Annotated in this window: 25 protein-coding genes; 2 read left to right on the top strand and 23 right to left on the bottom strand. The window is 51.4% G+C overall.

What is annotated here, in order from left to right; translation table 11 throughout:
- Positions 1-42: 42 nt before the first annotated feature.
- The 3 genes from BLR06_RS07445 to BLR06_RS07435 form a co-directional block, all read right to left on the bottom strand.
- Positions 43-918: a DUF1385 domain-containing protein gene (locus tag BLR06_RS07445; protein WP_092070682.1), complete on the bottom strand. Its 876-nt coding sequence runs from the start codon at positions 916-918 to the stop codon at positions 43-45.
- A gap of 156 nt (positions 919-1,074) precedes the next feature.
- Complete coding sequence (gene rpmE / locus BLR06_RS07440) at positions 1,075-1,272, bottom strand: 50S ribosomal protein L31 (protein WP_092070679.1); 198 nt, start codon at positions 1,270-1,272, stop codon at positions 1,075-1,077.
- A 128-nt stretch (positions 1,273-1,400) separates the two neighbouring features.
- On the bottom strand, positions 1,401-2,651 hold the full coding sequence (locus BLR06_RS07435; protein WP_092071155.1) for a radical SAM family protein: 1,251 nt from the start codon (positions 2,649-2,651) through the stop codon (positions 1,401-1,403).
- Between the two features lie 440 nt (positions 2,652-3,091).
- Between BLR06_RS07435 and BLR06_RS07430 the strand changes: the two genes are divergently transcribed.
- Positions 3,092-3,931: an SDH family Clp fold serine proteinase gene (locus BLR06_RS07430; RefSeq protein WP_092070676.1), complete on the top strand. Its 840-nt coding sequence runs from the start codon at positions 3,092-3,094 to the stop codon at positions 3,929-3,931.
- Between the two features lie 25 nt (positions 3,932-3,956).
- Here the strand turns inward: BLR06_RS07430 and BLR06_RS07425 are convergent, their stop codons facing one another.
- From BLR06_RS07425 to BLR06_RS07345, 17 genes are all read right to left on the bottom strand, one after another.
- Positions 3,957-4,751 carry a polysaccharide deacetylase family protein gene (locus BLR06_RS07425; protein ID WP_245698059.1) on the bottom strand — a complete coding sequence of 265 codons (795 nt, stop codon included), beginning with the start codon at positions 4,749-4,751 and terminating at the stop codon, positions 3,957-3,959.
- A 122-nt stretch (positions 4,752-4,873) separates the two neighbouring features.
- Positions 4,874-5,437 carry an aminoacyl-tRNA hydrolase gene (gene pth / locus BLR06_RS07420; RefSeq protein ID WP_092070673.1) on the bottom strand — a complete coding sequence of 188 codons (564 nt, stop codon included), beginning with the start codon at positions 5,435-5,437 and terminating at the stop codon, positions 4,874-4,876.
- The gene (locus BLR06_RS07415) at positions 5,434-6,264 is read right to left on the bottom strand and encodes a polysaccharide deacetylase family protein (protein WP_245698058.1); all 831 of its coding nucleotides are present in this window, start codon (positions 6,262-6,264) and stop codon (positions 5,434-5,436) included. Before BLR06_RS07415 ends, pth begins: the two co-directional genes overlap by 4 nt.
- Positions 6,261-6,899: a GNAT family N-acetyltransferase gene (locus BLR06_RS07410; protein WP_092070667.1), complete on the bottom strand. Its 639-nt coding sequence runs from the start codon at positions 6,897-6,899 to the stop codon at positions 6,261-6,263. The genes BLR06_RS07415 and BLR06_RS07410 overlap by 4 nt, the downstream gene beginning before the upstream one ends.
- 209 nt (positions 6,900-7,108) lie before the next feature.
- Positions 7,109-8,059, bottom strand: coding sequence for a ribose-phosphate diphosphokinase (locus BLR06_RS07405; RefSeq protein WP_092070664.1), 951 nt, complete (start codon positions 8,057-8,059; stop codon positions 7,109-7,111).
- A 53-nt stretch (positions 8,060-8,112) separates the two neighbouring features.
- The gene (gene glmU, locus BLR06_RS07400) at positions 8,113-9,477 is read right to left on the bottom strand and encodes a bifunctional UDP-N-acetylglucosamine diphosphorylase/glucosamine-1-phosphate N-acetyltransferase GlmU (RefSeq protein WP_092070661.1); all 1,365 of its coding nucleotides are present in this window, start codon (positions 9,475-9,477) and stop codon (positions 8,113-8,115) included.
- A 179-nt stretch (positions 9,478-9,656) separates the two neighbouring features.
- The gene (ilvA, locus tag BLR06_RS07395; protein ID WP_092070658.1) at positions 9,657-10,859 is read right to left on the bottom strand and encodes a threonine ammonia-lyase; all 1,203 of its coding nucleotides are present in this window, start codon (positions 10,857-10,859) and stop codon (positions 9,657-9,659) included.
- Between the two features lie 40 nt (positions 10,860-10,899).
- The gene (gene purR, locus BLR06_RS07390; protein WP_092070655.1) at positions 10,900-11,709 is read right to left on the bottom strand and encodes a pur operon repressor; all 810 of its coding nucleotides are present in this window, start codon (positions 11,707-11,709) and stop codon (positions 10,900-10,902) included.
- A gap of 228 nt (positions 11,710-11,937) precedes the next feature.
- Positions 11,938-13,023 carry an acyl-CoA dehydratase activase-related protein gene (locus tag BLR06_RS07385; protein ID WP_092070652.1) on the bottom strand — a complete coding sequence of 362 codons (1,086 nt, stop codon included), beginning with the start codon at positions 13,021-13,023 and terminating at the stop codon, positions 11,938-11,940.
- Positions 13,017-13,928, bottom strand: coding sequence for an acyl-CoA dehydratase activase-related protein (locus BLR06_RS07380; protein ID WP_092070649.1), 912 nt, complete (start codon positions 13,926-13,928; stop codon positions 13,017-13,019). The genes BLR06_RS07385 and BLR06_RS07380 overlap by 7 nt, the downstream gene beginning before the upstream one ends.
- A 37-nt stretch (positions 13,929-13,965) precedes the next feature.
- Entirely contained in the window at positions 13,966-14,928 is a 963-nt protein-coding gene (locus BLR06_RS07375; RefSeq protein WP_092070646.1) for an acyl-CoA dehydratase activase, read from the bottom strand.
- A 304-nt stretch (positions 14,929-15,232) separates the two neighbouring features.
- Positions 15,233-15,994: a nucleotidyltransferase family protein gene (locus BLR06_RS07370; protein WP_092070643.1), complete on the bottom strand. Its 762-nt coding sequence runs from the start codon at positions 15,992-15,994 to the stop codon at positions 15,233-15,235.
- A gap of 56 nt (positions 15,995-16,050) precedes the next feature.
- Entirely contained in the window at positions 16,051-16,734 is a 684-nt protein-coding gene (locus BLR06_RS07365; protein WP_092070640.1) for a GntR family transcriptional regulator, read from the bottom strand.
- Positions 16,709-17,608 carry a 4-(cytidine 5'-diphospho)-2-C-methyl-D-erythritol kinase gene (gene ispE, locus BLR06_RS07360; protein WP_092070637.1) on the bottom strand — a complete coding sequence of 300 codons (900 nt, stop codon included), beginning with the start codon at positions 17,606-17,608 and terminating at the stop codon, positions 16,709-16,711. The genes BLR06_RS07365 and ispE overlap by 26 nt, the downstream gene beginning before the upstream one ends.
- Positions 17,601-18,074 carry a chemotaxis protein CheW gene (locus tag BLR06_RS07355; protein WP_092070634.1) on the bottom strand — a complete coding sequence of 158 codons (474 nt, stop codon included), beginning with the start codon at positions 18,072-18,074 and terminating at the stop codon, positions 17,601-17,603. The genes ispE and BLR06_RS07355 overlap by 8 nt, the downstream gene beginning before the upstream one ends.
- An 82-nt stretch (positions 18,075-18,156) precedes the next feature.
- Positions 18,157-20,820 carry a cyanophycin synthetase gene (gene cphA / locus BLR06_RS07350; RefSeq protein WP_092070631.1) on the bottom strand — a complete coding sequence of 888 codons (2,664 nt, stop codon included), beginning with the start codon at positions 20,818-20,820 and terminating at the stop codon, positions 18,157-18,159.
- Positions 20,821-20,889: 69 nt separating this feature from the next.
- The gene (locus tag BLR06_RS07345; protein WP_092070628.1) at positions 20,890-21,699 is read right to left on the bottom strand and encodes a cyanophycinase; all 810 of its coding nucleotides are present in this window, start codon (positions 21,697-21,699) and stop codon (positions 20,890-20,892) included.
- A 159-nt stretch (positions 21,700-21,858) separates the two neighbouring features.
- Here BLR06_RS07345 and BLR06_RS07340 point away from each other — a divergent pair, with 159 nt between their 5' ends.
- Positions 21,859-22,491: a L,D-transpeptidase family protein gene (locus BLR06_RS07340; protein WP_092070625.1), complete on the top strand. Its 633-nt coding sequence runs from the start codon at positions 21,859-21,861 to the stop codon at positions 22,489-22,491.
- Here the strand turns inward: BLR06_RS07340 and BLR06_RS07335 are convergent.
- The 3 genes from BLR06_RS07335 to BLR06_RS07325 form a co-directional block, all read right to left on the bottom strand.
- Positions 22,444-23,244, bottom strand: coding sequence for a HipA family kinase (locus BLR06_RS07335; protein WP_092070623.1), 801 nt, complete (start codon positions 23,242-23,244; stop codon positions 22,444-22,446). The two genes, BLR06_RS07340 and BLR06_RS07335, sit on opposite strands and share 48 nt — an antisense overlap.
- A gap of 164 nt (positions 23,245-23,408) precedes the next feature.
- Entirely contained in the window at positions 23,409-24,374 is a 966-nt protein-coding gene (locus tag BLR06_RS07330; protein ID WP_092070620.1) for an SPOCS domain-containing protein, read from the bottom strand.
- Positions 24,375-24,408: 34 nt separating this feature from the next.
- Positions 24,409-25,065 (bottom strand): DUF3794 domain-containing protein, encoded by a 657-nt coding sequence (locus tag BLR06_RS07325; protein ID WP_092070617.1) that lies wholly within the window; start codon positions 25,063-25,065, stop codon positions 24,409-24,411.
- Positions 25,066-25,330: the final 265 nt, after the last annotated feature.

Genomic DNA, 25,330 nt, shown 5'->3' with positions numbered 1-25,330 from the left:
ATATAGTACCGTACTACCGTACCCGGCCTGACTTTACAACAATTAAATGCTGGCCGCCGGCTGCTCCGGCCGCACTTCCTCCAAGGCCCGGATGGCCACTTCAATTTGGTCGTCGCTTGGTTCCCGGGTAGTCAGCTTCTGCAGCCAAAGGCCGGGCAGCATAGCCAGTTTAACAAGCGCGTTATCGCTGCGGCCGGCAAAGCGGATGATTTCATAAGATACTCCGGCGACAACCGGCATCAACGCAATGCGGGACAAGATGCGCAGCCATAAGTCGGGCCAGCCCAGAAAGGCGAACATAATGATGCTGACAACCATGACCACCAGCAGAAAAGCAGTGCCGCACCGCGGATGCAGCGTACTAAACGGTCGAATGTTTTCCACATTTAACGGCAGGCCGGCCTCATAAGCGTGAATGGTTTTATGTTCAGCGCCATGATATTCGAACACCCGCTGGATATCCTTCATCCGGGAAATACCATAAATGTAAACGAAGAATATTGCCATTCTCAGCCCGCCTTCAGCCAGATTAAGCAGCCGTGAATCGGTAATTGCGCTGTGAATATATTTTGCCGCATAGGTTGGTATAATAACAAATAATACAATTGCCAGCCCCAGCGAAAACAACATGGTCATCGCAATTTCCCGGTCAGAAAGCTCTTCTCCCTCATCGCCGGCGGCCTGAGCGGAAAACGACAGGGCCTTTAAACCATGAATGAGCGACTCGCCGAGTGCAACAACACCGCGCAGCATTGGCTTTTTAAGAATAGGATACCGTTCGGAAATTGAGGCCAGTTTTTCTTTTCTGACATTAATACTGCCGGACGGCTCGCGCACTGCTGTGGCAATATGACCAGGGCCGCGCATCATGACCCCTTCAATGACAGCCTGCCCGCCGATATTAACTTTAGTCGCCACGGTATTCCCCTCCTTTGTTATAAACACGGTTACTGTCTGTTATGATCCAGGGTAACGTTAACCGCAAAGTACTGAACGTACTTTGCGGCCGGAAATTTCCCTGTTATTCCTGTAAGATAAATGAAGCAGAGCATTGCTGCTCTGCTGCCCATTTACTTATTTACTGTAACGTTTATTGAATTTCTCAATACGTCCGCCGGCTGTAATATTCCGCTGCTGGCCAGTAAAGAACGGATGACACTTCGAGCATACATCAACCCGCAGTTCCTTTTTAATTGAACCGGTAGTAAAGGTGTTGCCGCAACCGCAGACTACTGTTGCTACATTGTACGCAGGGTGAATTTTTTCTTTCATTTTTTCTTGCACCTCACTTTGTATCCCGAGCGGCAGGATTTTGCTATGGTAAATGCCTGAGCATTGGCGAAAGCCACTTAGGGTAATTACCAGACAATTATAGCACACCGCAGTATGTTGCGCAACAATTATTGCCCATTTTTCAGGACAAAATGGCTAAAGCTGCCAATGGCAATATCAGGGAAGCTTTGCTGCAACAACTGCAAAAAAGGTTTTACGCCCAGCGGCGGTTGCCGCTCCGGCGGCATCATTGCCAAAAAAGCATCAGGATCAACATTAAGATTGCGCAGTTGAATCATATCAACGCCGGTTTCAGCCAGAAAATCTCCCCAGGCCTGTACTTCTTCCGGCCGGTCATTCAGCCCCGGAAAAGACAGCATATTCAGCGAGACGTATATTCCCCGGTCTTTGGCAAAGACGATCGAAGCCTTGACATCGTCCAGTGTATAATTGCTGCGGTAATAAGCCTGATAGGTCTCCGGCAAGGCACTGATGATACTCACCCGCATGGTATCCAGACCGGCTTTGACAATTTCCTTTATTCCGGCGGTATAACCGGCATTTGTATTCATATTAATTTGTCCCCGGCCGGTTTGGGCCCGAATCAGCCTGATTCCGGCGGCAATATTGCCGGCCGCCAGCGCCGGCTCCCCCTCGCAGCCCTGCCCGAAGCTGATGATTGGTTCAGGGGCCGCGCTTAAATGGTAAACGCCTACCGCAGCAATCTCCCGGGGCGTCGGCTTAAAGTCAATCCGGCTCTGCGGCGAGGGACAGCATTCCGCCGGCTGCAGGGAAATACAGCCAAAACAGTTGGCATTGCAGACCGGCGAGGCCGGAATACCGGCTTCCCAGCGCCGGTAAAATAAATTCTGCGCTGTTGCGCAACGCCATTTCAGCGAACAACCTGCCAATTGTTCAACAAGCCTGTTTCCAGGCAGCTCTTTCCTCACTTTAGCGACCAGCTTTCTTAATCGAGCAGTATTGTAATCGCCCGGCCGCCATTTAGCGCTGTCATCGCTGGCTACCGCCGCTACATACAACTCGTCTTGCCACAAGGCCACCGCCGCATAGCCATACAGCGGTAAAACCGGCGCGCCGGCCAGCTTAGCGAAGGCCGGCAAATGGGTACGGGTGTATCCGGCCGGCAAAATAGCCGCAACCGCCAGCGCCTGCCCAGGCAAAGGGGCCAGCCGTCCATCCGCAATGCCCAGAGCGGTACGGCCCGGTAAATACATTAAATCAGCGCCCTCCGGCAGAGCAATCAAATCGTCCGGGAGCAATCCGGCCACTTTGCCGCCGGTCCGCCCTGTGGCCTGGTAGCCGGGCGCATCATATATCTCCCCGTTTTTGTCAGCAAATAACGCTGTCAGCACACACATCAGACCACCTTTAATCAACGTAATACTGCTGTTTATTATACACATTTTGTACGCCTGTGCATACTCCGTCCAGCCAGCAGAGCCTCCGGCACCCCGTCCACGCTCTGTGAAGCAGGGTCTGCCTAAATCGCCCCTGCTAACCGGCCGGCTTCGGTTTATTTCCAAATTTCTTTTAACCTCCGGAGGGGTAAACGCGGTAAATATCGAAATAAAGAAGTATTAAACCGGATCATTTGGCAGGATGCGACTGCTGTGACTGACGACCAATGTTATTGAATCATTTATTTCAGCGGGCAGGGCCGGGGCTTTGGCGTGGTTGCCGCAGAATTCCGCAAGCTGGCCAGTTTGGCCGCTGAATTAAATGTCGATCAGCAATGCGCAGAAGGTTCCTGTAGTTTCTGAAATTCAAGAGGTGAAATTCTAACATAAGAGGTGAAATAATGAACATTGGTATTACCGATATCCTGTGGGTGTTTATTCTGGCAATCACCCTGCTGCCCATGATCCAGCAAAGAAGCATAGCGGAAAAAAGACTAAGCCTGCTCCGCCGCATTGAGACCAGACGGCACTCCCGTGTCATCAGCCTCATTCATCGCCAGGAGGCAATCAGTTTCTTGGGCATTCCTATTTCCCGCTATATCAATGTGGAGGACTCCGAACATATCCTGCGGGCCATTCGCCTGACTCCGGTCGATATGCCGATTGATTTGATCCTGCATACACCGGGCGGGCTGGTTCTGGCATCCGAACAAATTGCCCGCGCTCTGCAGCAGCACCAGGCCAAGGTAACCATATTTGTCCCCCATTATGCAATGTCCGGCGGAACCATGATCTCGCTGGCCGCAGACGAAATCATCCTGGACCCCAACGCCGTATTGGGACCGGTCGATCCGCAGCTTGGCCAGTATCCGGCGGCCTCTATTCTTAAGGTTCTGAAACAAAAGAACATTGACCGTATCGACGATAATACCCTCATCCTGGCCGATATGGCGGAAAAAGCAGTGCGCCAGGTACAGGACTTCGTCACTTCCCTGCTGTTGGATAAAATGCCGCCCGAACAGGCCGGTGAATTAGCCAAAACCCTGGCCGAGGGACGCTGGACGCATGATTATCCCATTACTTGCGATAAATTGCGCGCGATGGGCCTGGCTACCGTTTGCACCGACCTGCCGTTAGAGGTATACGAACTGATGGAGCTTTACCCTCAGCCGGCCCAGCAGCGGCCCTCGGTGCAGTACATTCCGCTGCCCTACGACAACGGAAAAAAACCGCCAGGATAAGCCAGCAGTACCGTATCAGGCACCACTACTGCCCAAACAGGGTTGGCAAAAAACCTTTTTTCAGCATTACATAGGCGATGGACCGGTCAAAATGAAAAATTGGAATCCGGCGAATGGCCAGCCTGTTGCGAAAAGCGGCCAGCCCGGAGCGCGTTGAAAATCCGCCAATATAACCGGCTTCAGCCGCCAGCCTTAACGTTTGGGCGCTAAAGCTGCCGCAGGGATACGCAGTAAAAGCGATTTCCCTGCCCAGCATTTGCTCTAACCACGTTTTAGAATTGTTCAGTTCGGCCGCGGCTTCATTTGGCGTTAATCCCGCCAGCGGCCGGTGAGTTACCGTATGGGACCCAAAACTCATCCCGGCTGCCTGCATTTCACGAACCTGCGCCGCCGACATCCGGTTTACCTGTCCGATCATTCCGGTAATAAGATAAAAACTCGCTTGCAGGCCAAAGTTTTGCAGAATAGGAAAAGCATTGGTGTAATTATCCAAATAACCATCATCAAACGTAATCAGCACCGGTTTTTCCGGCAATTTTATTGCACCTCTGATCTGTTGTCCGACCTGATCCAACGAGATCGTGTGATAGCCCTCTCTGGCAAGATAGGCCATATCCTCCGCAAAGCGTTCCGTACTGACGGTCAGATCGTCAGATTCCGGACCGACCCGGTGATATAACAGCACTGGCAGACTTTGTGAAAATTGGTCGATGATTCCGCTTGCTGAAAAAAAAGACAGCCCGGCTGCAGCACCGAGCACACCTGCACCACTTTTTAAAAACTGACGGCGCGTAAGCATCTTGAATAAGCCTTCTTTCATTGTTGTAACTGCGATTCACTCTTCTACTACCATTGTAGTAGTACACTTGCCGCCATAGAACATCAACCCGCAAACCCCCTTTGAATTGCGGGCAAAAAAGCTGCCCGGCGTTTCAGGACAGCCTACTTGCTAAAACTATTCATCGCCTTAGCCAGCCCGTGGGCGATTACGCATTCGACAGCTTCAGCCGAACGCTCCACGGCGCCCTTGATCAGCGGCTGTTCCTCGCTGTCAAACCGGCTTAGCACGTAATGATTGACCGTCCAGCCGGCCGGCGGCCGGCCAATGCCGACCCGTACACGGTTAAAACAATCAGCGCCCAGTTGGCTGATCAGCGATTCGACGCCGCGGTGGCCGCCTGAGCTGCCCTTGCCGCGCAGCCGGATTCGGCCAACCGCCAGGTCCATATCATCATAGATAACCGTAATATTCTCGGCGGAAACTTTATACCACTTTGCCAAAGCGCCAACGGCATCGCCGCTGAGATTCATATAGGTCTGAGGCTTAACCAGCAGCACCGGCCCGCCGGCGATTGAACGTTCTTCGGCAATTTCCGCTTCAAATTTCCTGCGCCAATGCTGCGCTTCCCACCGCCGGGCAAGTTCATCAATCACCATAAAACCAGCGTTATGACGGGTAGCGCAATATTCCTGACCGGGATTTCCCAGTCCAACAACAATTTTCAACGACTCACACCCTTCATGTTAGCGAGAATATCATCCACAGTAACAAAGCTATACCCTTCTGTTTTTAAATGTTCAATGATCAGCCTGACTGCAGCAACCGTTTGCGCCCGCGACGCCTCTGACCTGATGCCGTCGCCGTCATGCAATAAAACCACCGAACCGTTCGTTATCTTATCCAGCGTCCGGTTGACTATTTTTTCCACCCCGGGATTGGTCCAATCCCGGCTCATGACCGACCATTCAACAACTTTCAGTCCCAACCCGGCCATGACTTCCAAAACCACCGGATCGCGAAAACCGTGGGGCGGCCGTACAATATGCGGCTTAACGCCAGTAATAGACAACAGCACGTCATTGGTTCTTTCCAGCTCCTCAATCACCGTTTGCCGGTTGGCTTTCAGTAAGTCAATATGGTGATAGGTATGGTTGCCGATTTGATGGCCTTCCATAAATATCCGCCGGACAAGATCAGGATGCTGGGCGGCATTTTTGCCGACAATAAAAAAGGTAGCCTTAACATCATCCGCTTTTAATATATCCAAAATCTGCTCCGTATAGGGCGGATAAGGGCCGTCATCAAAAGTCAGGGCAACCACCTTGTTTTTTATATCGCCCTGGCAGAATACCCGGCCGTAAATATTATTCTCCGGCAATACCGCGGTTAACGTCAGTCCTACCCCGCAAAGTATGCCCGCAATAGCTACATACAGCCCCCAGCGCACCGGTCGCCGGGCAATATAGAGATAATCCAGCGCCAACCCGATAATTACAATTCCGGTCAGCAACCCCAGCATACTAATCAGGCGCATGTTGACATCTAACATCATCCCTGCTCCATTTCTTTAAACATGATCAGCCACTGTCCCTGTGAATCGGCAGTATAACCGCCGTTATAAAAACCAAATCTGCTGTAAACTTTAATTGCCGCTGCATTGTCCGGCCTGACCTCCAGCCGGACCCGCTTTACTTTGCGGGAACGAAAATAGCTGATCGCTGCCTCCATCAATGCGCCGCCGCCACCCTGTCCCCGGCAGCTTTTGGCAACTGCAATCGATAAAATACGGGCATTTGCCGATTTGGCCGGTGTAAATGCCGAACGCAAAAAGGTCATTTTGTTTAATACAATCACTTGCAGCGGCTGCAAGCCAAAGCCGTACTGTCCGGTCAGCCAGCGCCAGCCCCATTTGAATACATGCCCGTCAAGCACTGCCTTAACCCATAACCCGGGCAGCTTTGTCGGCGCAAAACAATAGCCCGCCACAGCCCCATCGCTGCTTCTGGCCACCAAAGCAGCCTGCGGTTCCGCTTCATACACCAGTTGAAACACGTCCTGCATCGCTTGCGGCTTTGGCATTTGTCCGCAATGATGTAAAACGCTTTCCTCAAAACTTTCGCTAAAAACAGCGGCAATTCCCGGAATATCTTCCGGTACGGCCCGCCCAATGGTCAACTGACAGAGCATACGCTCACCTCACTGCGATTATATCATAGCAGCCTGGAATTGAAAATTGCTGAATGGATGAACCGAAAAGTACGCGAAGGAATTACGAAAATATTTGGCGCGATAATTATCGCGCCTGAATTTTAGCGTTCCCACTTTATGTACTTTGAGTCCTTTGCGGTTCAACATCATTTCTGAATTCAGTTAGATAAGCACCAATTCCGCGCACATCAATCAAACAGTTTGCTGACCGACAATTCACTGAAAATACGTACAATAGCTTCACCAAACAGCGGCGCAACAGATAAAACTTTAATCTTCGGATTCACTTTTGCTGCCGGCAGCGGAATGGTATTTGTTATAATAAGTTCTTTCATATTGGAAGCCAGAATACGCTCAACCGCCGGGTCACTCAGCACAGCATGCGTACAACAGGCAAAAACCTCTTTGGCGCCAAACCGCTCCAGCGCTTTGGCCCCTTCGGTCAGAGAACCGGCAGTATCGACAATATCGTCAATAATAATTGCAGTTTTCCCTTCAACACTGCCAATCAGGTTCATCACTTCGGCCACGCCAGGCATTGGCCGGCGCTTTTCAATAATGGCAATTGGCGCATGCAGGCGGTCGGCAAACTGTCTGGCTCTGGTAACACCGCCCAGATCAGGCGATACAACCACTAAATCAGTGAGCTTTTTTGACTCGATGTAATCCGCCAGAATCGGCACGCCAATCAGATGGTCCAGTGGTATATCAAAGAATCCCTGAATTTGGCCGGCATGCAAATCCATTGTTACGACCCGGCTAACGCCGGCTGTTGTTAAAAGATTAGCCACCAGTTTGGCCGAAATCGGCTCACGGCCGCGAGTTTTCCGGTCCTGCCGGGCATAGGCGTAATAAGGAATGACCGCCGTAACATGCCGGGCGGAAGCGCGCTTGCAGGCATCAACCATAATCAGCAATTCCATCAGGCTGTCATTAACCGGGTAACAAGTCGGCTGCACAATAAATACCTCTTTGCCGCGCACGCTTTCATCAATGATAACCTGGGTCTCGCCATTATTAAAATGTCCCACAAAAGCATCCCCGACCGTCACTCCAATATGGGTGGCAATTTCGTGCGCTAAAGCCGGGTTGGAATTTCCGGTAAAAATACGCAAACGTTGACTATCCTCTAACACCATTTTGCAAATACCTCCTAAAAAACCCGCTGACGCGGACGATAAAAATATTTAACTTAGCGCCGTTTTCCGGCCCAGCCTTCAATATTGGTTTGGCGGGCCCGGCCCACCCCTAAAGCGGTTGGCGGAACATCTTTCGTAATCGTCGAACCGGCGGCAATGTAAGCGCCCTGGCCGACCGTCACCGGCGCCACCAAGTTGGTATTGCAGCCCACAAACGCCCCATCCTCAATGATGGTCCGGTGCTTATTGACGCCGTCATAATTGACCGTAATCGTGCCGGAACCGATATTGACTTTTTGGCCCATGTCAGTGTCGCCAATATAACTGAGATGGGGAATTTTGCTGCCTGTACCGATCTGTGAATTTTTAACTTCAACAAAATTGCCGATTTTTACGCCTTGCGCCAGCTTAGTGCCCGGACGCAAATGCACATATGGTCCGACCGTAACATTTGCTTCAATTTCGCAGTCATGTGAGTATACAAAATGCAAAACTGTGTTGTCGCCGACCTTAGTATTTTGCAGCCGGGTGCTGGGGCCAATCTCACAACAACGGCCAATCACGGTTGCCCCTTCCAGCCAGGTAAAAGGATAAATGACGGTATCGGCGCCTACCGTCACCGAAGCATCAATAAAAGTACTGTCAGTATCCATGATGGTTACCCCGTTATCCATCAGTTCCTGCAATTTGCGCTTACGCAATATCTTTTCGGCTTCAGCAAGCTGTACCCGCGAATTAATCCCCAGCGTTTCCTGGCAGTCATCAGCGGTAACCGCATAAACTGCCGCCTTCCGCCGGGTCAGAATATCAATGACATCGGTAAGATAGTATTCTCCCTGGGCATTATTGCAGTTAAGTCCGGCCAATGCCTCAAACAAAGCCGCTCTTTCAAAACAATATATACCGGTATTGACCTCATTCACCGCCAATTCAGCCGGGCTGGCGTCCTTATGCTCTACTATTTTCATCACCCGCCCGCTGGAATCGCGAATAACCCGGCCGTAACCGGCCGGGTCAGGCATTTGGGCGGTTAGAACGGTAGCAGCCGCATGGGCTTTACTATGCCCTTCATATAATTTTTCCAGCACCCCGGCCTGTAAAAGCGGAGTATCGCCGCACAGGATCATGACTGTGCCGTCAAACTCCGCCAGTAACCGGCGGGCCTGCAGCACTGCATGGCCTGTGCCTAATTGTTCGGCCTGTACAACATATTCAGCCTGCTCGCCTAGCGCGGCTGCAACACTTTGAGCGCCAAAGCCAATAACAACAATGCTGCGCACCGCGCCAGCCGTTTTAGCCGCATCCAGAACATGCTGAACCATCGGTTTCCCGCCTACACGGTGTAGAACCTTGGGCAGCGCCGATTTCATCCGGGTGCCTTTGCCGGCAGCCAAAATCACCGCCAATAATTGTGACATTACCGTCCCCCATTTCTTTAATTCCACCAAGCTCTATTTGGTTAATCGACAGTACGAAGCTTTACTTTTAGCCAGAACATAGATTTTTTCGACATTATTGGCTGTATTCCTGCAAAAAAAATAATCGCAGAATAGGGTGAGTAGTCAGAAAATACCGCCGGGCCTTGTACAGTATGGTCCTAGATAATCCTGGCAATATAGCCCTGCTGGCGTAAACCGGCCATAATTTCTTCCGTGTGCAAAGCGTCCCTGGTTTCCAGGCTGATTTCAACCACCGCCTGGCCAATAGGAACATTACGCTCCACCCGGTCATGATAAACATGAATTACATTAGCTTTTAATTTGGTAATTACCGCCAGCAGGTTCTGCAGTGTGCCGGGGCGGTCGGCAATTAATGTGGTTATTTTTACCCTCCGGCCGGCTTTTACCAGGCCGCGCTCAATAATTCGCGAAATAAAATTAACATCGATATTGCCACCGGAAATAATACTCGCCACCTTGCCGCCAGCCGGAATTTTACCGTTTAAAATGGCCGCCAGGCCAACGGCTCCGGCGCCTTCCACCATGAGTTTAGCCCGCTCCAAAACCATTAAAATAGTATTGGCGATAGCCTCATCGTTAACCACCACAACATCATCGACATATTGATCGATAATCGAAAAGGTCAGATTACCCGGAACTTTTACGGCAATACCGTCAGCCATCGTTACTGCGTCGGGAGTGGTCTTAATGGTGTGTTCCCGTTTTGACATATATACCGCCGGAGCGCCTTCAGACTGAACCCCGTAAATTTTCACATGAGGGGCCATTTCCTTTACCGCCAATGCCACTCCGGCGATCAGCCCGCCGCCGCCAATCGGCACAACAATGGCCGTTACATCCGCCAGCGCCTCTAAAATCTCCAGGCCAACGGTTCCCTGACCGGCAATCACCGCGTCATCATCAAACGCATGCACAAAGGTTTGCCCGGTCTGCTGTTGAATTTCCTGGGCTTTGAGATAAGCGTCATCATAACCGGCGCCGCTTAACACCACTTCAGCGCCGTAACCCCTTGTTGCGGTAATCTTCGCCAGTGGAGCAGCTTCGGGCATGACAATGGTCGCCTTGACCCGGCCCCTGCGGGCGGCATAAGCCACCCCCTGCGCGTGATTTCCGGCTGAGGCCGCAATCACCCCGCGGGCGCTCTCATCCGGAGTCAGCAAGCGGATTTTATTATAAGAGCCACGAATTTTGAACGAGCCGGTTTTTTGTAAATTCTCCAGTTTTAAATACACATCACAGCCGGCCATAGCACTAAAAGTAGCGCTGCGATCCAGCGGCGTTTGGTGAATAATTCCCCTTAAAGCCTTGCCTGCTTCCTGAACATCACGTGCCGATAACACAGTCCGTTCCCTCCTGTCGGCCGACGGGTGTCTGCTTTTTCTAAAGCGCCGGCCTGATATCTATCGTCTTGGCATATTGATCCACACTATGCAAAATGAGCAGCGCAAAATAGTCCTGAACCAGTTTTTCGGCCGGTTCGGCAGTGGCGACCAATACGCCTGTCCCCACAACCTCTACCCCGACTTCACGGGCCAGATCATTCATGCCTCTGGCCGTACCTCCGGCCTTCATAAAATCATCAATCACCAGCACCTTGGCGCCGGCCTGAATTGCCCGGCGGGGCAAAGACATCGTTTGGATACGCTTGGAAGAACCGGTGACATAATTTATGCTAACCGCCGGGCCTTCCGTCACCTTACTGCCCTGCCTTACAATAACCAGCGGCAAGTCAAACGCCCTGGCTGTCATCAAGGCCGGCGGTATCCCTTTCGTCTCGACCGTCATGATATAGTCAGGCTCCAGCCGGCCCAGCTGCCGGCGAAAAATTTCGCCGACTTGAACCATTAGCGCCGGATTAAACAGGATGTCAGTCATATACAAAAATCCGCCCGGAATAATCCGTTCCGGCTCAGCCAGCCTGGCAGCCAAATCCTGCAGTAAACAGTTCACGGCCCGCTCTGCTCTGACGGGGACAAAGCGTACTCCGCCTGCCGCTCCGGCTACAGTTTCCAAAGTGCCAAGGCCAAATTGCTGCATTGCGGCCTTAATTGCCGCCATATCCTCACTCAAAGTGGATTTTGCCGCACCAAACAATTCACTGAAATAACCAAGAGAAAACAACCGTCCCGGCATATCCACAAGTATTTTAGTTAAAGCGACAATCCGCTCGACTCTCCGCACTTTATTCATTCATAATTCCTCCATTGTCAGGAACAAACCGAATATTATCATTTATCGTATTAATTTTATTCACATTCTCTGCATTCCCGACAAATCCTGCCCATTGCCGATAATAATTTAGAACCAAGCCCTTACCATTTATTATTTCCACTTAACCAATACTATTCCTGTAAAAATCAAATACGCGCAGGACCCAAAAAAGCCAGCGCGATAAACTCGCGCTGGCTGCGGTCAATATTAGCCACCGGCGGCTTTACGTTGGCGGCGGTATTTCAGCAAATCAACAAAGGCCTCCAGGCGGGTCGCAATTCCGGCTTCTCCGGATTGTTCATCATAAGCCAGCGTAAGCACGGGTATATCCAGATCCCGGCTGACCTGGGGCAGAATATTTTTGGCAATTACCTCTGGCATGCAGGTAAACGGATAAGCCTGAATTACGCCGTCATACCCGTTTTGGCCCATCTGCACCGTCCGCGCGATGCTTTTCAGGCCATGCCCCCCCACATAGTGGCCAAGGTAAGGTTTAGCCAAAGCGAATAATACTTTATACAGTTCCTGATATTTGCGGCTGCGCAGCAAATGAGCCTGGACATACTGACTTAAATACATCGTCTTATCAACCTCGACCCCCATTTCGCTAAGCCGCCGCTCTAATTGCTGGTTAATAAACGGTTCCAGCATAACATAGATTTCGCCAACCAGGCCCACTTTCAGCAAATCCACGTCCGGCTTCCGCTCTAAAGCCTCCAACGCCTTTAAGGCAGCCGTCTCAGCGAACTTTATCTCAGCCATCGTCTGCGCCGCATCAATGCCGCCCGCCGCCTGACGCCAGATTTCTTCCGCACATTCGGGCAATGCCGCTCTGGGACGGATGGCATTGAGCTGCTGTTCAATATGATCCAAGGCCGCCATTTTGGCCCCGGCCTGCTGAAAAGACCGGTAAATTTCACGCCAGCCGCGGCCTGCGGCTACCTGCCGCAATTTGCCGATAACATCAAACAGGTCCGGTTCAACGGTAATCAGCCTGAACCGATAACCAAGCTGAGCTAAAATACCTTGCTGCACCTCGGCATAATAGCCCAGACGGCAGGGGCCAACTCCGCCGCAGGTGATAATCGTGTCAGCGCCCTGTTCGAGAGCTTCCATAAAATTTCCTAGGGTCAGTTTAAACGGCAAACATACCGTTTCCGGCGAATATTTAGCGCCCAGCTCCAGCGTCCGTTTAGAAATCGGCGGCGGGGTCATTACCGTACAGCCAAAACCGGTCAGCAATTCCTTCAGCACAATATGCAAATGGCCCATATGAGGGAAGGTGATCAGCATGGCCGCCACCTCCGGGTCAGCATATCAGAAAAAGCTTCCAGCCTCGTAATGAATCCGGCCTCAGCCGTATGTTCATCAATTGATAAATTCATGCAGGGAATATTTAGCGCACTGGCGCGTTGAGCAATCAGTTCACCAATTAAAGCATCCGGGCCGCAGGCGAAACAAGTCATAAAAACCACCCCTTTCACCGGCCTGGACGCCGTCATCAGCGCCAAAGCAGCGCCGGCCAAATGATGGCTGCCGCTCCAGAATATCTTTTTGCCCAAAACAGCTGCCGCCCGGTCGGCCGTTTTCGTATCCACCATTTCCGGCGTCAGCACGGTCAGGCCCATTTGCTGCATTTTAGCCATGATATTCATACTGATTTGCCGGTCATAAATCAGATAAGGGTGGCCAATCAAAGCCACCGGCGTACGGCCATCTCCGGCAGGACTGCAGCCGTTAGCCCCGTCTCTGCTGTGCCAGGCCCGGTACCAGGCGCGCAGGCTGGTCAAAGCATTTTTGCCGACCATCCGGCCCACCGTTGTTACCGCCCGGTACAAATCCCGGCTGCTCTGGCGCAGATTGACACTAACGTCAATAAGCGGCGGCAACTGGCCGATATTCGTTCGCAGCATATCCGGCATGCCGATAATTTTAGGGCAGGTATACTGCTGCTTATGTACACTGATGATCCGCGGGACAAATAAATAGTCGACCTCGCTGTACAAGCTGACCGCATGACCATAATATACTTTAGCCGGCAGACAAACTTCGTCCAGGGCGCTGCCGCAATCCATGGTTTGCCTGCTCGTTTCACCGGAAACCACAACCTCGGCCCCAATTTCGCGAAAAAACCGCTCCCATACCGTCCCATATTGATAATATAATAAGCCTTGCGGCAAACCTATTCTCGCCTGCATATTGATCATCCTTTGATGGATTTCCCGTTCCCGCCAGTCAAGCCACGCTGATACTGCCGCTCCACTTGCCGCACCTGTCGCCCCACCGGCCGATGACAACACCGTCCATTTTGAGTTCAATAACCTCACACATATTGGCGCAGCCGCTGCACTCAAAGCTCCGGGGCGTATAATCTCTGTCCACAACAGCAAAGCCGCGGAAGGCGGTTGGTTTGCCGCCGGCAGTCTCTTCCCTGGCCAGCAGGGCCGCCCCCACTGCGCCCATTACATGGTAATGCGGCGGTACCACAACCTCACAGTTCAGCGCTTCCTCAAATGCGCGCTTCATGCCTTTATTGGCCGCAACGCCGCCCTGAAACAGAACAGGCCCTGTGATTTGTTTGCCTTTACCCACATTATTAAGGTAGTTACGCACCAGGGACTGGCACAAGCCATTAATAATATCAGCCAGTAAATGGCCGGTCTGCTGCTTGTGAATCATATCAGACTCGGCAAAAACAGCGCACCGCCCGGCAATTCGCACCTGCGCCGTTGATTCCAACGCCAGCTCCCCGAACGCTTCAATTGGTATATTCAGTCGGGCCGCCTGCTGGTCTAAAAACGACCCCGTCCCGGCGGCGCATACGGTATTCATCGCAAAATCGGTAACCACGTGATTCCTGATAATGATCAGCTTGGAATCCTGCCCGCCGATTTCCAGCACAGTCTGCACTCCAGGCACTAAATGCATGGCTGCTACTGCATGGGCGGTAATCTCATTTTTAACACTGTCGGCCCCGACAATTACCCCGGTCAGCTGCCGGCCGCTGCCGGTGGCGCCAACGCCCCCAACCTCCAGGCCGGGGTTGCGCAGTTCAATCTCCCGCAAGCCCTCCTGCACAGCCGCGATCGGCCGTCCCTGCGTACGGATATACAAGGCGTCGGCAACCTCGCCCTGCTGATTCAAAACCGTAATATTGGTACTGACAGAGCCTACATCTATCCCCAAATAAGCCTTCACCAAACACCCCTCCCGTATCGTCCTGAATAACAATAGCATTATTATGCCCACAATGCCCGGCTTTTAGTACTGGGGCTTAAAGTTGGATAACCGAACAGGGCTGTCGCAACAGAACGCTTGCCAGCGGCGCAGCACTTAAATGCGCTCCCGCTCCGGGCCTGCCTGACACTCTTTAACCCTTTTGCAACAGCCCCGCGGATAAGCCGGCGAGGAGGCACGGTCAGGCAATCAAAAAACAGTTATCAAACTGACGTTCAGCTTAATAACCGTTCACAATAATAAGGCCAATCAGGGTACTTGCTGTTTAGTTCTTGCTAAGCGAAAATGTAGACCGGACAAGCTCAAGATCGCTTTCTTTGTCAACATCTATGCCTAATTCGGGATAGGTGGACTGAATGACCGCCCCGGTTATGCCCAGTATTTCCGAAACCCTGCTTTCGGCCGCTTTTAGACTTAACCGGCCGATGATAAAACGGAATAAGAACAGCCATCCCATAATGCAGGCCAGTTTCCAGGGATTCTTCCGGTTAGCGATAATTTTGGCCGCAACCTTCATGCACTGCGGTACAATGGCCGGATTGACCAGAAAAATGTTCCCCCCGGTAAATACGCCATCCCTCAGTCTGGCATACGTCCTTTTACTGGCAGGATAATGACGTTTGTTCACTTCTTTGCCCACAACCGGATAATATAAATCGGCGGTTACTTTGCTGCATTGAACCAAAAAGTCATCAACCGCAGCTGTCGTTAATAACGGAATATCCGCTGTCGCAATTAACACCCGGTTCTGGTGCCCTAAAGCCGCAATGCCGATACTGATGGTATCCAGAATTGTCCGGCCGCCTTCCAGGATAGTTGCAGTTGGCGGAAACTCGCATTTTGCCAGTTCTGTCGCCGGACCGATGACGAAAATCCTGTCCACCCGGGAACTTGCAGCCAACGCTTCAGCAACAAACGAAACCATCGGTCTGCCGGCTATTTCTATTAAAGCCTCATACGGCTGAGAATTGAGAGTGCTCAGGCTTTTACTGTTTGTTCCACCGGCCAGGATAATGGCATCATACATTCACCGCAACCTCCTGCACTGAATTTAGTTAAAGCAAACCACATCAACACCGGGCGTTATTCTTTCTTAAGATCATGCATGTCCAGCAGCAATGTTTGTTCGGAGTTTTCCATATGCTCAACCGCCAGCTTCTGAGCCAGCTTAACATTGCGCTGGGCAATTGCTTCCACCATCCGGCTATGTTCCTCCAGCGTTTTCTTCAAACGGCCGGGGTAGGCCATAGAAATGGAACGGAACCGGGTCAATTGCTCCCGCAGGTTATTGATAATACCGACAAGCCGGTCATTCCGGCTGGCCCGGTATAAAAGGTCATGAAACTGCGTATCAATTTCAACGATCTTCTCCATGTCATTTTGTTCAATAAATTCACCAATTTGAACCAGCAGGCGTTCGAGCTGCTCCAGTTCCTCCTCGGTAATCCGCTCAGCCGCAAGGCCCGTCGCCAGTACATCCAGGGCAGTTCTGATTTCAAACACTTCATTAATGTCTTTAATGGAAAGATTGGCGACATAAGTCCCGCGGCGCGGCAGCATGATGACATAGCCTTCCAGCTCCAGCTTGCGGATAGCCTCACGCACCGGAGTCCGGCTGACCCCCAATTCTTCGGCCAATTGAATCTCCATCAACCGCTCCCCGGGCTGTAAAACGCCACTCCGGATTGCTTCCCGCAAAGTTTCACAAACCACCTCGCGCAACGGCTGATAACTGTCCAACTTAATTGGTGATAATCTTCGCTGCATTTTCTCCCCTCATTCCACCCACTGTTTTAGCCACAATAATCTGCGCATTGCTTAAATTCCTTAACTTAGCTGCAATAGACTCGGCCTCTTCCCGGTCAGCGGCAAGACCAAAAACGGTTGGACCGCTGCCGGACATTAAACTTGCCATTGCCCCGCACTGCACCATCCAGGCCTTTAATTGTCCTATTTCCGGATGTCTTGCTATGGTGACGCTTTCCAGAACATTGGCCAGCTTACCGGCGACTCCGGCCAAATCGGCTTGCCGGAGAAAAGCCAGCATTGCAGCCGTATCAGGATGCACCTCAACCGCCCCCGGCCGGTAATTCCGATATACCCAGGCCGTTGAAACACTGGCCGCAGGTTTGGCCAGGACAATATAGCAAGGCGGCATAGCGGCAACCGGAGTCAGCAATTCACCACGCCCTGTCGCCAGCATGGTACCGCCATGCAGGCAAAAAGGCACGTCAGAACCCAGTACAGCGCCTAAATCGCACAGTTCATCCAAGGTAAGGCCCAGCTTCCACCAAGAATTAAGCCCGGTTAAAACCCCGGCGGCATCAGCACTGCCGCCGGCCAGCCCTGCGGACAATGGAATTTCTTTATTTAATTCAATATGTATTCCGGTTTTTATCTGAAAAGTACTTTTAACCAATTCTGCAGCCTGATAAGCCAGATTACGCCGGTCAACAGGCAGACCGGCAACGTTGGTCTGCATGGCAATGCCTGACGGCTGCTCCCTAAAGGTCAGCCGGTCGGCCAAATCAATCGACTGCATGATCATAGCTACCTCGTGGTAGCCGTCAGTACGCTTGGCAAGCACGTCTAACGTCAGGTTTATTTTGGCATTAGCCGTTAAAGTTAAGGTTTTATCCATTGGTTTGTTGAATAGCAAATTCTTCCTGACTGGTAAAAATTTGATCTGCAGCCAGCAAAATCAGTAAACGGTTGTCCATTTTGCCCACACCTTCGATATAACGGGCGTCAAGCACCGAATTGTTAGGCGGCGGTTCCACACTGGCGGCAGCCAGCCGCACTACTTCAGTGACTGCATCTACAATTACGCCTACCGTCTGCCCGCTAAAATCAACTACAATAATTCTGGTGTCATCCGTATATTCTTCCACTGCCAGCTCAAATCGCTTACGCAGATCAATAACAGGAATAATCCGCCCCCGTAAATTGATTACACCTTCCATGAATACCGGTGTCTGAGGAAGTTTGGTAATTGGTGTTAAACGGTTTATTTCCTGAACCTTGGTAATCGGCAGGCCGTATTCTTCATTGGCCAGACGGAAAACAACCAATTGCAGGTCTTCAGTTGTTACAAGTACATCTTCCATTGCGGCAAGCACCCCCACATAATATCTGAATATGTTCTATTCGACATTATGTATAAATTTGCCTGCATTTGTCAAGGCATTTTCAACTATTTTTAGCCCCGGCTACCACAACCTGTTCCATTTTCAGGCTGCTGTGCGCCAGGCCCTGTTCCGAACTAATCCGTTCGGCGAAATCACTAATCACATTCATGACCACTTCATACTCTTCATAAAATATGATAATTAAATCACCGGGTTTGCCATCTTCCAGAGCCTGTGCAACAGCTTCCGGCTCAGCCAGAATGGTGGCAATGCGTTCAGCCGGAAAGCCGGCTTCCAGAGCGCCGCGTTTTAAGAGTTCGGCAGTTTCGCCAAACTTCCGGCCCCGCAAATCACGGTCTTCTTTGATATAAAGATGGTCAAAGCCCCGTCCGGCAATTTTACCAATATTCAGCGTAACATCCTCCCGGCGGTCTCCGGGAGCGGCAATCACTCCTACCAGCCGGGTTACGCCCATCCGGCGGGCGGTGCTGATCAGCGCCTGATAACCGGCCGGATTATGACCATAATCGACGCAGACTCTAAAACTGCCGACAGTAAGCATAGTCAAACGTCCGGGATTTTGGGCGAAGCTGGCCAATCCTTTTCTAATACAGCTCACCGGCACTCTGGAGCAATAACAGGCAGCGGCGGCAATCACCGCATTCTGCAAATTATGCAGGGCGATACCGCTCAAGGTTGCCGGTATGTCCTTGACCTCAATAATCGGCCTGGCCAGGCCGCCGCAGGCGACATATACCGTTCCGTCCTTAACAAACGCCGCCTTGCCGCCGACCCCCAGATGCCTGCGAATGACGATATTGTCAGGTTCAATACTAAAATACATAATTTCAGACTGAACCCTCGCCGCTAAGTCGGCGGCATACGGATCATCGGCATTAATCAGCGCCACGCCGTCTGCATGAACCGTTTCCAGCACCAGTGATTTTATATAAGCCAGATCCTCCAGGCTTTCAATTCCGTCCTGTCCGAGATGGTCTTCCGTAATATTGGTGACAATGCCAACATCACATTTGTCGAAAGCCAGTCCGCCCCGGACGATGCCGCCGCGGGCCGTTTCCAGTACCGCCACGTCAACCCGGGGATCTGATAATATGATTCTGGCGCTGGCCGGCCCGGTAGTATCACCGTTTAAGATCCGCCGGCCATTGATAAAGATGCCGTCAGTTGTGGTCATACCAACATTGTAGCCGGCCTGCTGCCAAATATAACTGATCATGCGGGTTACCGTAGTTTTGCCGTTCGTTCCGGTAATTGCCGTAATTGGTATGCGTCCGCTGCTATTATCCGGGAACAGATACTCCACAATATGCCCGGCGACATTGCGGGCTTTACCGGCGCTGGGAAAGTGATGCATCCTGATGCCGGGCGCGGCGTTTACTTCAATAACAGCGCCGCTTCCGGCCGTTACCGGACTGGCGATATCCACCGCAACCAAATCAATGCCGGCCACATCCAGCCCTACCAGGCGAGCGGTTCGTTCGGCCAGTTGAATGTTATCAGGGTGAACAATACCCGTTACATCGACAGCCGTTCCGCCGGCGCTGATATTTGCACAGTCTCTGATCCGCACCACCTGTTGCAACGCCGGAACAGACTGTGGCGATAAATTCTGTTTGGCCAAAACGGTTATCGCCACAGCGTCAATGATGATTTTGGTCAATGCTTTGGCGTGGCCGTCACCGCGGTCCGGATGGGCATTCACCAGTTCCGCCAATTCAGCAACAGTATGCCGTCCATCACCGATCACATATGCCGGGATACGCTCAGCCGCCGCCGCCAGCTTACCGTTAACCACACACAGGCGATATTGGCGGCCCGGTATATACTCCTCCACCAGCACCGCTTCATCGTATTCGCGGGCGATGTGATAAGCCCGCTCCACTTCAGCCTCTTCCTTAAGATCAATGGTTACCCCGTTGCCGTGATTGCCGGACAGAGGTTTAACAACTACCCGGCCGCCGAGCTGCCGTAAGGCAAGAACAGCCTGCCCGGCCTCCCGTACAATCGTATGACGCGGAACCGGGATGCCGTTAGCGCCCAGCAGCCGCGCGGTAAGATATTTATCAGCCGCCAGATCGGTCGCTAATGCGCTGGTCTGTTCAGTAAGGGTAGCCCAAATCCGCTTACAAAGCCGGCCGTAGCCAAGCAACAGCAAATTTTCATCATCCAGCCGCCGGACGGGAATATTCCGGGCAATTGCCGCTTCATAGATAGCTTTGGTGCTTGGCCCGAGCTGAAACTTTTCACTGGCCGCCCGGATGGCGTCAAGGCCTTCCGCAGGGCTAAACGGCAAATTATCAATGGCGGCCAACAGCAAATGTTCGGCCACAATCGCACTCTGCCGGGCGGCTGCCGGACACCTAAACCCTACAATGACATCATAAACGCCGCGCTGGCTACTGGAGCGCGCCTTGCCGAAACCAACCTTATGTCCAGCCATATTTTGCAATTCCAGGATAACGTGTTCGAAAATATGAGCCAAATAAGTTCCTTCATGTAATCTTTCTACAAAGCCCCCAACCCTTCCCCTGGCGCAGTGATGCTCCTTAAGGCCCGGCAACAGCATCAGCAGACGCTGTACAAAACCTTCGATGGCATTGCTGGGAATATTCTCATATTGACCCAAAGCCAGCTTCAGCCACATTACCGGCTTATAACTATAAATATTAGGTCCTTGCAGAATACGGGTTTGTAAAATCTGCATCAGTACAATCCTCCTAGTCAAAGCAGACTGCCGCCGCCGGAGTTTACTCCAGCGGCAGCTACATCCGGCTCAGCTCTTAATATATGGTTTCCTGCTCCGTAAATCATACCCGAATCCGGGCGGTAAAATATGGAGAATAACATTAGAAATAGCCAGCGGATCGGCGCATTTGGATTCTGAAATGTTAGAATAGCCAATATCCTTGCCGTCAACCACAGTCACGGTTTGCGAGCCGATAATTTCGCACTTTCCATCAGGCGCAACCAGCAAGGCCGTATCTTCATCCACGCCAACCCCCAAAACATGCGGATTTTGTGAAACTGCAGCCAGCAGACGATTAATCCGGCCCCGCTGGGCAAAATGCTGATCAATCACGACTTCATCAATAAGCCCCATACCGTGGGCCATGCTCAGCGCCAGTTTTTTGGGTGTATCACTGGAGTTGCCCTCGACAATCATTGTAGTGCTCATTACCGAGGCTCCTGCGCTTGTCCCGCCAATGACCGTCCCCTGTTTAAAGGCTCGCCGAATAGCACCGTCAACCGGCGAGCCGCCTAAAATGCTCGTCAGGCGCAGTTGATCGCCGCCGGTAAAAAAAATCCCGGCAGCTTGCTCCAGCTCACTCACTTGACGGCGGTCGCTTGCTTCCTCCCGATTGTCAATATTCACCACACTAACAACCTCGGCCCCCAGGTCGGAGAAAATTACCCGGTATTCATCCCCCACCTCACGCGGTAGTTCAGTCGCAGTTGTCATCACAGCTATTCTGGCTTTACGGCCGCCTGCAAGTTCAACAAACTTGCGTAAAACGATGCAATCGCCATACTTGTCCTCATTACCGCCAATAATCAGTAGTTTTCCTGCTGCTTTTTCCCGCATGTTGTCCTCCAGCCTATGTGTCGACTCAGTACAAGTTTTTTTCTTTACTATATTTGCCATTAAATCAGGCTTTTTATACATTTTTATTGGGAAAAACACCAATACACCGCTCTGTTCATATAATGCTTAAGCTATATAATCCAGAGGAGGTCGATTGCAGTGAACCTTCGCACCTTGTATTTGCCCCATCGCTTGTCCGAGATTTTTTGGCGTGAGGATGAAAGTCATCCTCTTGTCGCTGATATTCAGCGCTTATTGGCTAAACACGGTCTGTATACAGCGACGATCCACAGTATCTACGACGCAGTTACCCGCGATGCCGTCAGCCAGTTTCAGGAAGCGGAAGGCCTGCCGCCAACAGGTTCGGTTGACCCTTTAACTTACTGCCGGCTGCACCCGGCCGCGCTAAGCCAAATTGAAACCAGACAGCCAACGCAGCGGGCCAAAACCAGCGTTGCCAGGGCCAATATTCTAATTACCAAATCCAGCCGCACTTTGACTTTATTTAACGGCAACAGTCCGATCCGTCAGTTTCCGGTCGCCATTGGCAAGCCTGCGACGCCAACCCCGGCCGGCAATTACGCCATTGCCAGTAAAATCACCAACCCGGGCGGAGTTCTGGGCACCCGCTGGATGGGGCTCAACTATGACGCCTACGGGATTCACGGCACAAACCGGCCCTGGCTCATTGGAAAAATGGTTTCCAACGGCTGTATCCGGATGCACAATCATCATGCCGAGGATCTATTTGTTCTGATCAATCTTGGCTGCCCGGTCTACATCCGGGATTAATTGCAGCAGCGGAGCGGCAATCCGGTCAATCATATCGCGGCGCTTAATCAAGTAATCGGTCAGCGCCTCCCGCTCGCGCCGCTCAGGCAGCCATTCCTGGGGAATCCGGGCAACCAGGCAGCAGAGCTGATGGTCGGTGATGGCTTTTACGCGGCTGATATAAAAATCAAAATCCGCCTTACTCAGATAATGTTTCAACAGCCAGCCAAACGTACGGCGCTTATTGACCCTGATGCGGCCGGCCAGCTTGGTCAGCGACTCAACCGTCCAGCGGCCCCGGCGGAATAAGTGGGAATTGTCAATGGCATATAAACGGTAAGCATTCGACTCACGCCTGAGAAGTAAATTCTTCCGGTTCCAGGTACGGTCAACATTATGAAATATATGGTCAAACAACATGATGCCCGCCATTTGCGCTTTATTTACCGCCCTGCCTAAATTCCGGCGGTCTACATACTCCACACTGCTTAAATAGCGGCTGGCAAAATGGCAGCCGGCTTGTACCCTGGCGGCTTTCAGCCGCTTATTTTTTTCGATAAAGGGCTTTTCCAGGCAGATGATCCCGCCCTCCGGAAAACATAAATCCAGCAGCCCGGCAAACTGACAAGCCAATAATTCATTTACCAGCACCTTCTGCCCCAGGCGGTTATTTTGAAGTTTCACCACATATACATTGCCGTCATTGGCCCTGAATAACCGGGGCGAAGTAACGCCCACCCCAATGGTCCCCAGATACTCAACTGCAATCAGCATACTGTCAGCCTCCCTACCGAATTGGCACTACCCTGCAATTATTACAGTATATGACCGTACGGCCTGATCATTACTCTAATTGACAGTTGTCCGCAGCCGCGGCGGCCGCGGAACAAAGCAAAACACCGCCGCCTACGCCAAGTAGGAGACGGTGTTAGCTTTTCCTAGCCTTTCGCCCCGGTTGTGCCATTGGTGCTAACCAGCCAACTTGCGATCCAGCCGGTAGTGCCGTCAGCCAACACCAGACTGTACCAGCCAAAGGCCTGTTCCCTAATGGTAACTGCTGTACCCGCGTTAACCTTGGCAACTGACGGATAATTAGTGCCGGGCCCGGTGCGGACATTTACACTATTGCCGGTAACCGTACCTGCAGTTCCGTTAATTGACTGACTTACGCCGGCTGTTGAAGTCAGCGGACCGGAAACCAGGACATTTTCCGGACTTGAGGCGAAGACATCGCCCTCCGCCGTCTGCGTGGCGGAGACAGTTTCGTCGTCAAAGTTGGACGCCGCCGCCATATCATCAGAAGACGTACTGGCTGTTGTATTTTCAAAAGCGCCAACTTCATCAATTGGCGATAAGGCATAAACATCCAAATCCGTAGTAGTAAGCACGCGGGTCCAGAACTTTAAGACAATGGTGACATGAACTTTACGGTCATCATGATGGCAGTGAAAATCATAATCCACATATTCTACCTGGACATCAGCCGTAGCCTTCATGTCAGGGTCGGCGCCATCTACATCAATATCCCGGGTAAATCGAATATGCTTACGCTCGAAGGCATGAACAGGTTCATCCGGCAAGTCGGCCACATACATAACCTTGACTTCTAAATCGCCGCGAATAATGACTTTATTGGGAATAATATCAACGCTCTTGATGCACACATCCTTGACATACACATCAATGACCTGCCTAATATCAGGTTTCGGATCTGGAACAAACATGTCAAGCTCTACCACTTTCTGGCGCATTTCGATTGCCAGAACCTGCTCGACCTCAATCGTCTCCGGGCCGAGCTCAGGGCAACCGCAAACAACGTCAGCACTGTCAACCGTCGTTGTTCCCGCTGTGGAAGTGGTATTGGAAGCCGTACTTGATCCGGAAGCTCTTAATTCATCATCCATCCTTTTCTCCCCCCTTTTAGTGCGTTTTTCCCGCTCAGCCTTTTGGCGTTGTCGGCAAGGTGCTGCCGGCCAGCTGCACTTCACGGTCGGCCATAACCTTAGCGGTAATCTTCAGCACCACCGAGACGTCGAACTCGCGGTTGCAATGCTGGTGATGGTGATGCTTATGATCATCATCACAATCGTCATCGTCGTAATCATCATCGCAATCATCATGGTGATGATGATGAGAATGCCCGTCATCGCAATCATCGTATTTGCCGTATTTATGCCGGTAAGCATGGCTATGCTCATCTACATCGTAATCGACAAATTCCACCAGAACGCTGGCTTCAGCATCCATTCCCCGCCGTGCGCCGGGGAGATCAATATCCTGAGTCCACTTATAATGTCTGATTTCAATTGCATGAACCGGCTGATCAGGCAGGCTGGCCACATAAATGGTTTTGATTTCAAACTCACCGCGCACAATGACTTTGTCGGTAATTACATCAACGCAATTTACATCAACATCTTTAATGAACACATCGACAATTTGCTCAATTGACGGCTTTCTCTCCGGAACAACAACATGAATATCAAGCACTTTTTGCTTTTCTTTTTCCCCGATGATCTGACGTACAATAATCGGACCGGCTTGAACGCCTAAGGTACAAGGATCGCCAGTTGCACGAATATCTTTATCTGCCACACATATTCCCCCCTTTGTGTTTTCTATTTATATATATGCTTGCTTCAAATTTTATGTGATAAAAAACATGGCAATTATTGTTGAACTTTAGATTCTTTTACTTTATAAAATCCCACAATGATACATAACGTTTTTACCTGCTGCTTCATAGTATATAGAAGAAACCCTGACCGGGTTTTAAAAAAACATAAATATGGAGGTCATGACTAAATGTGCGGTAAATGCGGCCACCCTAAAAAAGAGTGCACCTGTAAAAAATATGATT

Origin of the sequence: Dendrosporobacter quercicolus (assembly GCF_900104455.1) — a bacterium.
Taxonomy (GTDB): domain Bacteria; phylum Bacillota; class Negativicutes; order DSM-1736; family Dendrosporobacteraceae; genus Dendrosporobacter; species Dendrosporobacter quercicolus.
Note: the sequence above shows the minus strand (reverse complement) of the source record. Positions and strands in the feature narration are given on the sequence as shown.